We start from the raw sequence: 13,742 nt of genomic DNA on the forward strand, positions 1-13,742 counted from the left end.
CTTTGGAACTGGGCTACTGACATGCTCGAACGCATCACCGCCTCGCTGCCTTCGCTGGCTCCCGCTGAACAGCGGGTGGGCCAGCTGGTGCTGCAGGACGCGCGTGCGTTTGCGCGGCTGCCGGTGCGGGAGCTGGCGGCGCGGGCAGGGGTGAGCAAGCCCACCGTGGTGCGCTTTTGCCGCAGCATGGGGTACGACGGGCTGGCCGACTTCAAGCTCAAGCTCGCGGGCAGCGTGAGCGAGGGCGTGCCGTTCATCCACCGCAGCGTGGACGCGGACGACAAGACCGGCGATGTGCTCGTGAAGGTCGTGGACAACGCCGTCGCCGCGTTCCTGCAGTACCGCAACGCGGCGAGCACCAAGGCGATCGAGCAGGCCGCGCAGGCCATCGCCGCCACCTGGCAGACGGGCCGGCGCATCGAGTTCTACGGCGCGGGCAATTCGGGCATCGTGGCCCAGGACGCGCAGCACAAGTTCTTCCGGCTGGGCGTGACCAGCCTCTCGACCAGCGACGGCCACATGCAGGTCATGAGCGCCACCCTGCTGGGGCCTGGCGACTGCGTGGTGATCGTCTCCAACTCCGGCCGCACACGCGACCTCATGGACGCGGCAGACATCGCCCGCAGGAACGGCGCCACCGCGATCGCCATCACTGCCAGCGGATCTCCCCTCGCCAGCGCCTGCCACATCCACCTGGCGGCCGACCATCCGGAGGGCTACGACCGCTACAGCCCGATGGTTTCGCGCCTGCTGCACCTGCTCATCATCGACGTGCTCGCCACCTGCGTGGCGCTGCGCATCGGCGAGCCGCTGCAACCCCGCCTGCAGCAGATGAAGGACAACCTCCGGGCCAAACGCTATACGTGAAGCGCTCTCGCGCACTTCCGGAACCACGCGATGCCATCAGCCCCTGTCGTTGCGATCCACCTGCTGAACGCAGGCAATGAACTGGGCATCCACGTGGACACCCTGCGGGCGGCACTGGAGCCCGTAACGGCAGCCGCGCTGCCGCGGCTGCCACTGCAGGGAGTGGATGTGCTGGTCTATCACGATCCCGCTTCCACCATTCCGGAGCTGGGGGCAGGCGGGTACACGCCTTGTGCGCACCGCGTGTTCCTGCCCATCGACGTGCATCGCCACGAAGCCGATCCCGCGGCGTTCGGCCACGCCCTGCGCAGCCTGCTGGCCCACGAGCTGCACCACTGCGCGCGCTGGGCCGGCCCCGGCTACGGCAACACCCTGGGCGAAGCCCTGGTCAGCGAAGGGCTGGCGTGCCTGTTCGAATCGGAATTCGGAAGCAGTGGTCCACCGTTCTATGCGCATTCGCTGTCGAAGGCACGGCTCGAGACGATCGCCCCACTCGCCCGGGCACAACGCGACCGGACGGACTACGGACATGCGCAGTGGTTCTACGGAACCCGACCGGACACACTTCCGCGCCATGCGGGCTATGCGCTCGGATATGCCATGGCGGTGCGGCACTCACGCCGGACCGGCCTTTCGGCCTCGGAACTGGTCCATGTCCCGGCTTCGGCGTTCTTCGCAGATCTGGATGGCGGGGAATGAGCAGCTGCCTCGCCCATGCCCGCCAGCGCCGCGGCGCGAACGCCCCCGCATCAGGAAGCGCCGGGCGCCCAGCGTCCGAGCACCAGCGAGGCGTTCACGCCGCCGAAGCCGAATCCGTTGACCAGGGCGTGCTGCAGCGGCATCGGGCGTGCGCTTCCAGCCTCCAGGTCGAGGCCCACGGCGAGCGCATCGGGTTGCACGAGATTGCGCGTCGCGGGCACCACCTGGTCGCGCAGCGCCAGCGCCGCGAAAATGGCGGCCACCGCCCCGGCAGCGCCCAGCAGGTGACCCGTGGCGGCCTTGGTCGAGCTGGTCGCGACCGCTCCTCCGGTCCCGAACAGGCTGCGGACCGCGGCCAGTTCCCCGCGATCGCCCACGTAGGTGGAGGTGGCGTGGGCGTTCAGGTACTGCACCTGTTCCGGCGCCAGCCCCGCCTGTGCCAGGGCCATGGCGCGCCGCGCTCCGTCGCCGTCCTCCGGCCCGGAGGTGAATCGCCCCGGCTTTTCTAGACACCTCTGAGCCGTTGGGAATGTCGTTGCTCGAACTCTACCGGCGATAGCCCAGCTGCTGATGAATGACGGCGCTGGGAGTTGTAGAACATCTCGATGTAGTTGAAGACACCCGGATTGCTTGGCAAAGTACGCGGCGGCCTTTTTTAGGATGTCGCGCTCCTCGGTCACTCGCTTGAGTTCGGCCTTCAGCCGCCGCAGCTCTTCTGCTTGGGAAGTCTGCAACTGTCGTTCGGACGCAGGCACTGCATAAGCCTTTATCCACTTGTACAGACTGTGCTGGCTTACGCCGATCCGGGCAGACACGTCGGCCACCCGGTGACCTCGCTCCGTGATCTGCTTGACCGCTTCAATCTTGAATTCTTCGGGGTATGGCTGCTTGCTCGTCATGGCACCTCCTATTGGGCCTCAGGTTTGAGGCTCGAAGGTGTCTAGTACAGCCGGGGCGATTCAATCTGCATCCACCCGAGCGGGCGTTGGTCCTGTGCGTGGACGAGAAACCCTCCATTGCAGCGCACAGCGACACCGCGCCAGCCGTGCCCATGCGCCCGGGGCAACCGGAGCTCCACACGCACGACTACATCCGCCACGGAACAACCGACCTCTTCGCGGCGCTCGATGTCAAGGCCGGCACGGTCATCGCAGAAGTTCACCGGCGCCATCGCAGTGTGGAGTTCCGCCACTTCTTGCAGACCGTAGAGCGAGCGACGCCCGCGCAGTTGGATCTGCACCTTGTGCTCGATAACGCAAGCACGCACAAGAGTCCCATCATCCAGCGCCGGCTGCTCAGGCACCCGCGCGTGCACCTGCACTTCACGCCCACCTCGGCCTCCTGGATCAATCTGGTCGAGTGCTGGTTTTCCATCCTCACGGCCCGCCAGATCAGGCGCGGGCGCTTGCGCTCCACCCGAGCGCTGGAGAACGCAATCCGGGCATACGTCGCTATGAACAATGCCGCACCCAAACCATTCGTCTGGATCAAAACAGCCGACGAGATTCTGCAATCCGTCGCTGAATTCTGCCTGCGGACTTCTGACTCACACCACTAGGTGAAAACATACCTGAATTTGCTGTGCTTCGCCTTCAGGAGGGTTCTGCCTCGGAACTACGAGAGAGGTCCACCGCCCATCTTCATGCCACTATGTGGAAAAAGACTGACGACAGGAAAAACTATATATCGGTCAGCACCGTAGATGTTTTTACTTCGAGGCAGATTTTTGAGGCTGAACAGCGGCAGCGAATAGAAGATCTACTGGCATCGATGACTGGACAGCCCCAAAGTATGGCCGATTGAACAGGGGCTAGAGATGCCCATAAGCTGGACGTTTTACTCTGGACGCATCAATGCAGTTAGCTCTACACTGCCATCACAGTAATACATGGCAAACAAGTGTTGTTTTGCGTGTGGCTCAGTCGTAACTATCTGGGCATGCCAAAAAGGCAGATTGTCGGCCTGATTAAAGTTAAGCTTTTCTATTTTGAAGGTGCGACCAGGATGTTTTTCGCTTAGCTTGGAAAATATTTTTTTTTCGATATCTGAAATATTCGCCTTGGTGCAGTCTGCCCTAGGAGCTTCGTCAGCTCTACTGCAACTAGCGCCGAGTAGAGCAAGTGCCAAAACTGTGAAAAATCGTCCGCGCGTGATATTCTGCATAGTTATCTGCCCGTCAGGTTGGTCGGAAGCTTTCCGTTAATAATTACTGTAAAATCTTGGCCGCCGATCGAGTTGAACACGTCGACCACGGCATCTGCCCACCACGGTCTTCCAGGACGTCTGTCCATGTTAAAGATGTCGTCATACGCGCCCGTACTTCCTGTAAAAGTGAATGATCCGTCTTCCATTCGAGTAAAGGATCCTGTCGTCCGAAGACTTATCCCCCCTACCACGAGCGCTGATACAGCGTTACCGTCACCGTATGTGCTGTATCCATAAGGGCCCGAGTCGTAATCGTACGTGCCTGGATTAGGGTGCGCTGCTGCAAAACTTTCAAATGAATTTTCAGTGCCGGCGCCAATTCGAGACGCTGTAACATTTATTGCAAGACTCTCAATGTCGATGGAGACGGGGGAACCATTGCCCCAAAGCCAGTGACCGGTGACTTTTGGAATGCTCCATATTGTTCCGTCAAGCGGATAAGGGGATGGAGTATATGGAGTGTTGGGTGGAACAACTTGATATGCTTCAATGGGATTTTTAGGCCACCCAGCAGCGCTATAGTCGTAAATTGCGCAAGCATGAAGCAGCATATTAACGACATCTGTCGGGCTGGCATGCGACATTTTCCGGTCCATGTCCCAAAAGGCATCTTCTGAAAACATGTACGATAGTGCGAATGCAAATTCCTGGCCTGGAAGGCCAATAGTATTAAAGCACGCATTCCAGTTAGTGAACTCTCCCTCGTAAGCGCCTGTGACCGTAATTTCTCCGAGTGTTGTCATAAATATAAGGATATCATCCGTCTATGGACTTAGAAAGTGGTTCGGTTGCGCATCCGCCGAAGCAACACTTTCCCTTAGAAATCCATTCATTAGAAATTTGATTGGTGAATGGACGGTAGGACTATGACCGGAATTTTGTTTGGCGCAGGTGATTTTTTGTAATATGTCGCAACTATTGATGCTTATGTCTTTGGGATGGTGAGGATTGATAATTTAATCCTATCCGATCACAGGCCTCGATGAAATTCACTAGGAACCATCTCGGTAGGCATGATGGCCGACGTGCCGTGCCGCCTTCTCTGTTCAGCATTGAGAAATTGGTCGCAGATGAATTCTGAGCAGGGGTTTTGGCTCTGTTAGATAGAGCACAGATTCCACGCCTCTAGCCAACAACCTCGTGCGCTTCCGGCTGGATGTAGCGATCCTTCACAAGGGGAAACTTGCTCTGCTTCTCTATCACGTTCATCCCTGGTTCGCGGTAGAGCAAGGCTTCACGCGCTGCTGCACGAAGTCCTGGGATGGCCCAGCGATAAGGACCGGTTCGAGATTGTGAGCATCTATCGACATAGCTTCGGATGCTGCTTCACCTGTACACCTCGAATTGATTGCACTCATCAGATCCGCTGCACATCGGTGCATGGCTCTGCAACTGCACACGATCCAATTGTCCAGCTGGGGCGCGTACTGCTCGCGTGTGATTGGCATGGCGGCGGCAATGTGCACCCAGCTGCGGTATGCACTGCCTAAGTCCCATAGCTCTGGATCCTCAGCCGAACGGCTACTCCAGCTCTTCTGTGTGTCGAAATTCCGTATGATTACTATTTATTGTTTTCATTCCTAAATATCGTTTTAGATCACACCCTCCTGCTATGCCTGGGGCTGTTCGGCATCGTCCAGATCCGGAGCATCAACTACCACGCCAACGAACTCGGCACCAACTGGCTGCCCAGCGTCCGGGTGCTCGGTGACGTGCGCGCCGTGTTGAACAACGGCCGGCGGGCCGCGCTGCGCAGCATCCTGGAGGCCACGCCGGAAGGGCGACAGCGCCAGCTCGCGCTGCAGAAATCGACCATGGACGAGCAATTGCCGAAGGTGGTCTCCAGCTACGAGCAGATCATTTCCTCCACGGAAGAGCGCAGGCTCTACGACATCTTCCGCGCACAGCTGGACAACTACCGCATCCTCGAACGCCGCTTCGTGGCGCTGCTGGACGAGGGCGGAGCTTCGACAGCCGCGGTCAATGCCCTGGCGACCGGAGACTCCGCCAAGCTGTTCGCCGACATGACCGAAACGCTGGCGCAACTGGTGAAGCTGAACGAGGATGGCGGCACGGCCGCTGCCGCCGCCGCGAGCGCCGGATACGACCGCGCCATCCTGGTCTTCAGCATCCTCATCGCCTTTTCGCTCTTCTGCGGCCTGACACTGGCCGTCGTGGTGACGCGCTCCATCACCCAGCCACTGGCCACCGGGGTTTCCGTCGCGTCGGCCGTGGCCCGGGGCGATCTCACGTCCTCGTTCCACATCCAGGGCAGGGACGAACCCGCAGCGCTTCTGCAGGCCCTGCAGCACATGAACGGCCAGCTCGTGTCCATGGTCGGCCAGGTGCGCGACAGCAGCGAAAGCATCGCCACCGGCGCGGCCGAAATCGCGATGGGCAATGCGGACCTGAGCCAGCGCACCGAACAGCAGGCCGGCAGCCTGGAGGAAACCGCGGCCTCGATGGAAGAACTGAGCAGCACCGTGAAGACCAATTCCGACACCGCCCGGGAAGCCAACCAGCTCGCGGCCCGTGCGACACAGGCGGCGGAACAGGGCGGCACCATCGTAGGGAGCGTGGTGGAGACCATGCAGGCCATCGCGGCCTCGTCGAACAAGATCGCGGACATCACTGGCGTGATCGACTCCATCGCCTTCCAGACCAACATCCTGGCGCTGAACGCGGCCGTGGAAGCGGCGCGGGCCGGCGAGCTGGGTCGCGGCTTCGCCGTTGTGGCGAGCGAAGTGCGCACGCTGGCACAGCGCTCCGCCCAGGCCGCCAAGGAGATCAAGGAGCTCATCACGGACAGCGTGGCGAAGGTGGGCAACGGCAGCCAGCGGGCCGGCGAAGCGGGCCGCAGCATGGACGACATCGTCGCGCAGGTCCGCCAGGTCGGCACCCTGATCAGCGAGATCGCCAACGCCTCGGCCGAGCAGAGCAGCGGCATCGGCCAGATAGGGGAAGCGGTGAACCATCTGGACCAGGTGACGCAGCAGAACGCCGCACTGGTGGAGCAAAGCGCCGCTGCAGCCGCCAGCCTGCGGTCGCAATCCGAACAGCTCAACACGCTGGTGGCAGTGTTCAAGCTCCAGGCCCAGGCAACCCCTGCGGCACCAGAGTGGCGTTCCCAGGGTCCGGCCAGGGTGGCGTCGGCCCTCCTGCACGCATACCACCCGGCACTGGCCGCCGCCTGACCGGCCGGCACTGCGGCAGGGGCCGGGCAGCCAGAGGGTCACCACGCTGTCGTTCACGGCAGGGCCAGTGGCGCGGCGGCCTCCGACACGCTCCGGGAGACATCGCGGGCACAGTGTGCGCAAACGCACCGACACGCCACGGCGGCGGCGTGCACACTGCGGGCATCGATCACTCACCCGCTACCGCCAGGAGCACTGCCATGACCCCCTCGACCGCATCCACCCGAACCATGAACCCCGTACGCCCCGGTTCGGCGGCCACCCAGGCCGCTGCACCGGCCCTGGACGACGCGGGCAAGCTTGTGCTGCGCCTGGCGCTGGGCGTGCTGATCCTGCTGCACGGCCTCTTCAAGCTGCAGAACGGCGCCGGATTCATCACGGGCATGCTGGAAAAGGCCGGCCTGCCGGGCGCACTGGGCTATCTCGTGTACGTCGGCGAAATCCTGGCGCCCCTGCTGGTCATCGCCGGCATCGCCACCCGCGCGGGCGCTGCCATCATCTTCGTCAACATGGTGGTGGCGATCGGCCTCGTCCACATGGGCCAGCTGTTCACGATGACGCAGCAGGGCGGCTGGGCTCTGGAGCTACAGGGCATGTACCTGTTCGGCGCCCTCGCCGTGATGCTGCTCGGGGCCGGCCGGTACGGCCTGGGCGGCGTGCACGGCCGCTTCAACTGACCGCCCGCCCCCGCTCAGGGGCATTTTGCTCGCGTGGCCCTCAGGCGGCCTGCGCAGCCGCCACCCGAGGAATCCGCCCCTCTTCGATGCCGTGGCAGGCCGCGCGCACGCCGCCGTCGTCGATGAGCTGCGGCCGCTCGGTGCGGCAGCGGTCGTTGGCATGGGGACAGCGCGGGTTGAAGGCGCAGCCGGGGGGTGGATTGAGCGGATTCGGCACTTCGCCCTGCACGGGCGTGCGCGCGCGGCCCGTGTCGTGCATTTTCGGGATGGCGTCCAGCAGCATGCGGGTATAGGGATGGCGCGGCGCGGCGAAGAGCTCGCGCTTGTCGGCCAGCTCCACCAGGCGCCCCAGGTACATCACCCCCACCTGGTCGCTCACGTGGCGCACCACGGCGAGGTTGTGGCTGATGAACAGGTACGTCAGGTGCCGCTCACGCTGCAGGTCCTTCATGATGTTGAGCACCTGCGCCTGCACGGACACGTCCAGCGCCGACGTGGGCTCGTCGCACACCAGGAACTCCGGTTCGGTCGCCAGCGCCCGTGCGATCGAGATGCGCTGCCGCTGCCCACCCGAGAACTGGTGCGGGTACTTGGCCATGTCCAGCGGCGACAGCCCCACGGACTGCAGCAGTTCGCCCACGCGCTGCCGCAGCCGGGCCTTGGCGGTGATCAGGCCATGCTCGCGCAGAGGCTCACCAATGATGTCCTCCACGATCCAGCGCGGGTTCAGGCTCGCGTACGGGTCCTGGAAGATCATCTGGATGCGCTGGCGCATGGCGCGGGCATCCCGTCCCTTGAATGCCGCATGGGCGTCCTGCCCGTCGAAGGTGAGTCCACCGCGGGTCGGCTCGTACAGTCCCACGAGCAGCCGTGCCACCGTGCTCTTGCCGCAACCGGACTCGCCCACCAGCGCAAGGGTCTTGCCCTTCTCGATGGTGAGGCTCACGCCGTCCACCGCATGCAGCAGCGTGCGTGGCTTGCGCTCCAGCACGCGGTTGAGCCACGGTGCGGAGACGTCGAAGGTCTTGGCGAGGTCGTGCGCCTGCACCAGCGGCGCGGTGGCGGTGACGGTGGTGGCGTTCTTCGGGGGGGTGTGCACGGTTTCGCTCATGACACGGCTTCCTGGATGGCGGCGGAGGCGTTCGGCACGGCGGCATGCAGCCAGCACGCGGCGCGCGTCGGCCCGGCGGGCAGCAGCTCCGGCCGCTCCGTGCGGCAGCGGTCGAAGGCATGCGGGCAGCGCGGGTTGAAGGCGCAGCCCGGTGGAATGGCATTGAGCCGCGGCATCGCACCGTCGATCTGGTTGAGGCGCTCGCGGTCCTGCTCCATGTCGGGGATCGACGCCATCAGCCCCGCCGTGTAAGGGTGCGCGGGGTGGTTGATCACTTCATGCACCGGGCCGATCTCCGCCACGCGGCCCGCGTAGAGCACGGCCACGCGGTCGCAGGTCTCGGCGATCACGCCCATGTCGTGCGTGATGAGCATCACGGCCGCACCGCGCGATTTGCAGATGTTCTTCAGCAACTGGATGATCTGCGCCTGGATCGACACGTCCAGCGCGGTGGTGGGCTCGTCGGCCACGATGAGCTGGGACTCGGCCGCCAGCGCCAGCGCGATCACCACCCGCTGGCGCATGCCGCCCGAGAACTGGTGGGGATAGTGGTCCACCCGTTGCTCCGCCGCGGGAATGCCCGTGTCCTTGAGCAGCTGGATCGCCCTGCGCCGCGCTTCCGCGGCATTCACCGGCAGGTGCGCCTGGATCGTCTCGGCCAGTTGCCGGCCGACGGTGTAGAGCGGGTTCAGCGAAGTGAGCGGATCCTGGAAGATGGCGCCGATGCGCCGCCCACGCACGTGGCGCATCTTCTGCGGCGGCAGGTCGTCGATGCGTTCGCCCTGCAGCAGGATCCGCCCGCCCGCGACGCGCCCCGGCGGCTCCAGCAGCCCGATGATGGCCGCACCGGTCAGCGACTTGCCCGCCCCCGACTCGCCCACCACGCCCAGGATCTCGCCCGGCGCGATCGAAAAGGAAATGTCGTCCAGCGCCCGCAGCGTGCCGCGGCGTCCTGGAAATTCGACGACGAGGTTCTCGACTTCAAGAAGGGACATGGCAGGCCATCCATCCGTTATCCGTTGCATTCGGCACGGCGCGTGCCATCGGCGCGGCCCAGGCCAGGGCCGCCGCGCAAGGGCCGCCCCGCCGCGCTGGCGGCGTCCACCTTCCCGTCGCGCAGCGACGAGAGAAGGGGGAAGCGGCGCAGCCGCTCAGGGGGTTGTGCTCCATTTTTTAGCGCAGGCGAGGGTTCAGCGCATCGCGCAGCCAGTCGCCCAGCAGGTTCACGGACAGCGCGATCAGCACCAGCATCACGCCCGGGAACACCGTGATCCACCACTCGCCCGAGAACAGATAGTCGTTGCCGATGCGGATCAGCGTGCCGAGCGAGGGCGACGTGGGCGGAGCCCCGACGCCCAGGAAGGACAGAGTTGCCTCGGTGATGATGGCCGTGGCCACCTGGATCGTGGCCAGCACCATGACGGGTCCGAGCACGTTGGGCAGCACGTGGCGGCGCATGATCCGCGAGGACGACACCCCCGTCACCCGGGCAGCCTGCACGTACTCCTTGTTGCGCTCCACCAGGGTGGAGCCGCGCACCGTGCGCGCGTACTGCACCCACCCCGTGAGGGAGATGGAAATGATCAGCACGCCGAAAGCCAGCGACTCGTGCGCATTGGGGAACACCGCGCGGCCCACCCCGGCGATCAGCAGCGCCACCAGGATCGCCGGAAAGGACAGCATCACGTCGCACAGGCGCATGAGCACCGCATCGATCCAGCCGCCCTTGAAGCCCGCCAGCAGCCCGAGCGCCACCCCCACCACCACCGACAGCGCGACCGATGCCAGGCCGACGACGAGCGAAATGCGCGCGCCGTAGATCAGCGCCGAGAGGATGTCGCGTCCCTGGTCGTCCGTGCCGAACGGATATTTCCAGGAACCTCCGTCGCTCCACGCCGGCGGCAGCCGGGCGTCGCTCAGTTCGAGCGTCGTGAGGTCGAACGGGTTGTGCGGCGCCACCCAGCCAGCGAACAGCGAGCAGAACACGCAGACCACCGCGATCGCCGCGGCGCCGATGGCGACGGGGGAAGTGCGGAAGCTGTAGCCGACATCGCTGTCGAGCCATCGTGAGAGCGTTTTTTTCATCGTGGGATTCGGGAAAGGCGTGGAGCGGAGCGGCATCTCCACGCGGACGGAACGGATCAACGCGTCACTTCGCGAGGCTCATCCACTTGAACGGCATGAAGTTGTCGGCCATCTGCACCAGCGCCACCTTGCGCGACACGCCCCAGGCCAGGGCCTGCTGGTGCAGCGGTATGTGGCCCACGTCAGCCGCATGGATCTCGAAGGCTTCGCGGATCATCGCGTCGCGCCGGGCCTTGTCGGTCTCCGACTGCACCTGCTGCGTGAGCTGGTCCACCCTGGGGTTGCAGTAGCCGCCCAGGTTGAACTGCCCGGCGCCCTTGTCGTCCACGCAGGCCATCAGCGCATTCATCGCGTTGTGCGCGTCGTAGGTGGCAGGCATCCAGCCCAGCATGTAGAAACTGGTATCCCGCCGCAGCACCTTGGGGAAGTAGGTGCCCTTGGTCTCCGCCTGCAGGTTCACTTTCACGCCGATGCGCGCCAGGTTGGCGGCCACGGCCTGGCAGATGCGCGCATCGTTCACGTAGCGGTCGTTCGGGCAGTTCATGCCCACCTCGAAGCCGTTCGGATAGCCGGCCTCGGCGAGCAGCCTGCGCGCTGCGTCGGCATCGTAGGGCAGCCGCTTGATGTCGGGCTGGAAGCCGTTGACGCCCGGGCCGACCAACAGCGCCGAAGGATTAGATGCGCCGCGCATCACCGTCTTGCGGATGCCGTCGATGTCGATGGCCTGGTAGAAGGCCTGGCGCACGCGCTTGTCCTTGAACGGGTTTTTGCCCTTCACGCTGGAATACAGCAATTCGTCGCGCTTCTGGTCCATGCCCAGGAAGATGGTGCGCAGCTCGGGCCCGGTCACGGCGCGCGTGAGCGGGCTCGTGTTCACGCGCTCGATGTCCTGCACCGGCACGGGCTCCATCACGTCCACCTGGCCCGAAAGCAGCGCCGCGACGCGCGTGGCGTCGTTGCCGATGGGCGTGAACACCACCTCGGCCACGTTGCCCTCGATCGCCCCCCAGTACTGCGGGTTGCGCGTGAACACCGTGCGCACGCCGGGCTGGCGCTCGCGCAGGCGGAACGGCCCCGTGCCGTTGGCCCGGAACGACGCCGCGTTCTCCACGCCCTTGCGCCGGTCCACCGGCTCGACGGCATGGTTCGCCTCGCACCACTTGCGGGACATCATGTACACGAGCGCGAGCACGTCGGGCAGGATCGGGTACGGGGACCTGGTCTCGATCTCGACCGTGTAGTCGTCCACCTTGCGCACTTCCTTGAAGTCGTTGGTGTACGTCTTCATGTCCGAGCTCCCGGCCTGCGTGCGCGCCAGCGAGAACAGCACGTCGTCGGCGGTGAACGGGCTTCCGTCGTGGAAGCGGACGCCCCGCCGCAGCTCGAACCGCCACACTGTGGGCGAAGTCTGCGTCCACCGCGTCGCCAGTGCCGGCGCCAGGCTCAGGTCCTTGTTGCGGCCCACGAGCGGCTCATAGACATTGCCGGTCACGCTGAGCTGCAGGCTCTCGTTCAGGGAATGCGGATCCATCGACAGCGCGTCGCCCTGGTTGGCGACCCGGATGGTCTGCGCTCCCGCCATGCAGGCCGCCGCGACCAGGGATGCGCCGATGGCGGCGCGCAATGCCGTGCGTGGGAAATTCATCGTCATACCCTCAGACCGCTGCCAGCGGCATCGCCTGCTCGACCAGGCCCGCATGCAGCGCGGCGCCCAGGGGCAGGATCTCGTCGTTGAAGTCGTACCGGCCGTTGTGCAGCGCGCTGTGGCCGGGCCCGGTGCCCTGCCCGATGCGCAGGTAGGCGCCCGGCTTGCTCTGCAGCATGAAGGAGAAATCCTCCGCCCCCATGCTGGGCTCGAGGTCGCGCACCACGTTCTCGGCGCCGACCAGCGACACCGCCACGTCCCCCGCGAACTGCGCGTCGCTCTCGGTATTGATGGTCGCGGGATAGATGCGCTCGTAGCGCACGGTGGCCGTGGCGCCGAAGCCCAGCGCCACCGCGCCGCACAGGTCCTTGAGGCGCTGCTCGATCATTTCCTGCACCGCGGGCGAGAACGTGCGCACCGTGCCCACCAGCGTGGCCGTGCCGGGCAGCACGCTGAACGCGCCCAGGTCGCCCGCCTGCATCGCGCACAGGCTGATCACCGCGCTGTCGAGCGGCCGCACGTTGCGCGAGACGATGCCCTGCACCGCGGTGATGATGTGGGCGGCCACCAGCACCACGTCCACCGTCTGGTAGGGGTGGGCGCCATGGCCTCCACGGCCCGTGATCTCGATGGTGATGCGGTCGGCCGAGGCCATCATCGCCCCGGAATTGAGGCCGATGGTGCCCGGCCGCATGGCCGGCCAGTTGTGCATGGCATAGACCGACTGCACGGGAAAGCGGTCGAACAGGCCGTCCTCGATCATCACGCGCGCACCGCCGAAGCCCTCCTCGCCGGGCTGGAAGATGAGCACGGCCGTGCCGTCGAAATGGCGCGTGGCGGCAAGGTAGCGCGCGGCCCCCACCAGCATGGCCGTATGGCCGTCATGGCCGCAGCCATGCATGAGCCCGGGCTTGCAGGACTTCCAGGTGAACTCGTTCTGCTCCGACATGGGCAGGGCGTCCATGTCGGCCCGCAGGCCGATCATGCTGCCGCTGGAACGGCTGCGGCCATGGATCACCGCCACGATGCCGGTGCGGCCGATGCCGTCGTGGATCTCGTCCACCCCGCAGACCTTGAGCGCCTCTTTCACGCGCGAGCCCGTGTACACCTCCTCGAAACCCAGTTCGGGATGGGCATGCAGGTCGCGGCGGAACGTGGTCAGCTCGGGATGGAACTGCGCGATGTGGGCGAAGGCGCGTCCGCCGGCCCGCAGGCGGGGGGATGCGGACGGTGCCGGCTTGGCTGCTGTGACCGCCATG

At 64.9% G+C, this 13,742-nt stretch carries 11 protein-coding genes and 4 pseudogenes; 5 read left to right on the plus strand and 10 right to left on the minus strand.

The window, feature by feature from the left end; translation table 11 throughout:
- Positions 1–21 precede the first annotated feature (21 nt).
- On the plus strand, positions 22–867 hold the full coding sequence (locus BLR05_RS11695; protein ID WP_092834655.1) for a MurR/RpiR family transcriptional regulator: 846 nt from the start codon (positions 22–24) through the stop codon (positions 865–867).
- Positions 868–897: 30 nt separating this feature from the next.
- Positions 898–1,566 (plus strand): DUF2268 domain-containing putative Zn-dependent protease, encoded by a 669-nt coding sequence (locus BLR05_RS11700; protein WP_092834656.1) that lies wholly within the window; start codon positions 898–900, stop codon positions 1,564–1,566.
- A gap of 50 nt (positions 1,567–1,616) precedes the next feature.
- On the opposite strand, the pseudogene BLR05_RS11705 reads toward BLR05_RS11700, so the two are convergent.
- The 3 pseudogenes from BLR05_RS11705 to BLR05_RS11715 all read right to left on the minus strand — a co-directional run.
- A pseudogene (locus BLR05_RS11705) lies at positions 1,617–2,054 on the minus strand (beta-ketoacyl-[acyl-carrier-protein] synthase II); the annotation flags it as partial.
- A gap of 17 nt (positions 2,055–2,071) precedes the next feature.
- Positions 2,072–2,185 (minus strand): annotated as a pseudogene (locus tag BLR05_RS27605) (IS3 family transposase); the annotation flags it as partial.
- Positions 2,185–2,465, minus strand: a pseudogene (locus BLR05_RS11715) (transposase); the annotation flags it as partial. The pseudogenes BLR05_RS11715 and BLR05_RS27605, both read right to left, overlap by 1 nt.
- A 71-nt stretch (positions 2,466–2,536) precedes the next feature.
- Here BLR05_RS11715 and BLR05_RS11720 point away from each other — a divergent pair.
- A pseudogene (locus tag BLR05_RS11720) lies at positions 2,537–3,124 on the plus strand (IS630 family transposase); the annotation flags it as partial.
- Positions 3,125–3,402: 278 nt separating this feature from the next.
- Here the strand turns inward: BLR05_RS11720 and BLR05_RS25850 are convergent.
- The gene (locus BLR05_RS25850; RefSeq protein ID WP_143015903.1) at positions 3,403–3,729 is read right to left on the minus strand and encodes a hypothetical protein; all 327 of its coding nucleotides are present in this window, start codon (positions 3,727–3,729) and stop codon (positions 3,403–3,405) included.
- Positions 3,730–3,731: 2 nt separating this feature from the next.
- A complete protein-coding gene (locus BLR05_RS25855; protein ID WP_107204697.1) occupies positions 3,732–4,514 on the minus strand; it encodes a lipid II-degrading bacteriocin in 783 nt (260 codons plus the stop codon).
- A gap of 825 nt (positions 4,515–5,339) precedes the next feature.
- Between BLR05_RS25855 and BLR05_RS11725 the strand changes: the two genes are divergently transcribed.
- Positions 5,340–6,965, plus strand: a complete 1,626-nt coding sequence (locus tag BLR05_RS11725) for a methyl-accepting chemotaxis protein (protein WP_279616007.1) — start codon at positions 5,340–5,342, stop codon at positions 6,963–6,965.
- 230 nt (positions 6,966–7,195) lie between these two features.
- Positions 7,196–7,642, plus strand: coding sequence for a DoxX family protein (locus BLR05_RS11730; protein ID WP_192883925.1), 447 nt, complete (start codon positions 7,196–7,198; stop codon positions 7,640–7,642).
- 40 nt (positions 7,643–7,682) lie between these two features.
- On the opposite strand, the gene BLR05_RS11735 is transcribed toward BLR05_RS11730, so the two are convergent.
- From BLR05_RS11735 to BLR05_RS11755, 5 genes are all read right to left on the minus strand, one after another.
- A complete protein-coding gene (locus BLR05_RS11735; protein ID WP_092834661.1) occupies positions 7,683–8,753 on the minus strand; it encodes an ABC transporter ATP-binding protein in 1,071 nt (356 codons plus the stop codon).
- Positions 8,750–9,748 (minus strand): ABC transporter ATP-binding protein, encoded by a 999-nt coding sequence (locus BLR05_RS11740; RefSeq protein WP_092834662.1) that lies wholly within the window; start codon positions 9,746–9,748, stop codon positions 8,750–8,752. The genes BLR05_RS11735 and BLR05_RS11740 overlap by 4 nt, the downstream gene beginning before the upstream one ends.
- 178 nt (positions 9,749–9,926) lie before the next feature.
- Positions 9,927–10,838, minus strand: coding sequence for an ABC transporter permease (locus BLR05_RS11745; protein WP_092834663.1), 912 nt, complete (start codon positions 10,836–10,838; stop codon positions 9,927–9,929).
- A gap of 64 nt (positions 10,839–10,902) precedes the next feature.
- Positions 10,903–12,483, minus strand: coding sequence for an ABC transporter substrate-binding protein (locus BLR05_RS11750; protein ID WP_092834734.1), 1,581 nt, complete (start codon positions 12,481–12,483; stop codon positions 10,903–10,905).
- A gap of 10 nt (positions 12,484–12,493) precedes the next feature.
- Positions 12,494–13,741: a M20 aminoacylase family protein gene (locus BLR05_RS11755; RefSeq protein WP_092834664.1), complete on the minus strand. Its 1,248-nt coding sequence runs from the start codon at positions 13,739–13,741 to the stop codon at positions 12,494–12,496.
- Position 13,742: the final 1 nt, after the last annotated feature.

This window comes from Paracidovorax cattleyae (assembly GCF_900104515.1).
GTDB lineage: Bacteria > Pseudomonadota > Gammaproteobacteria > Burkholderiales > Burkholderiaceae_C > Paracidovorax > Paracidovorax cattleyae.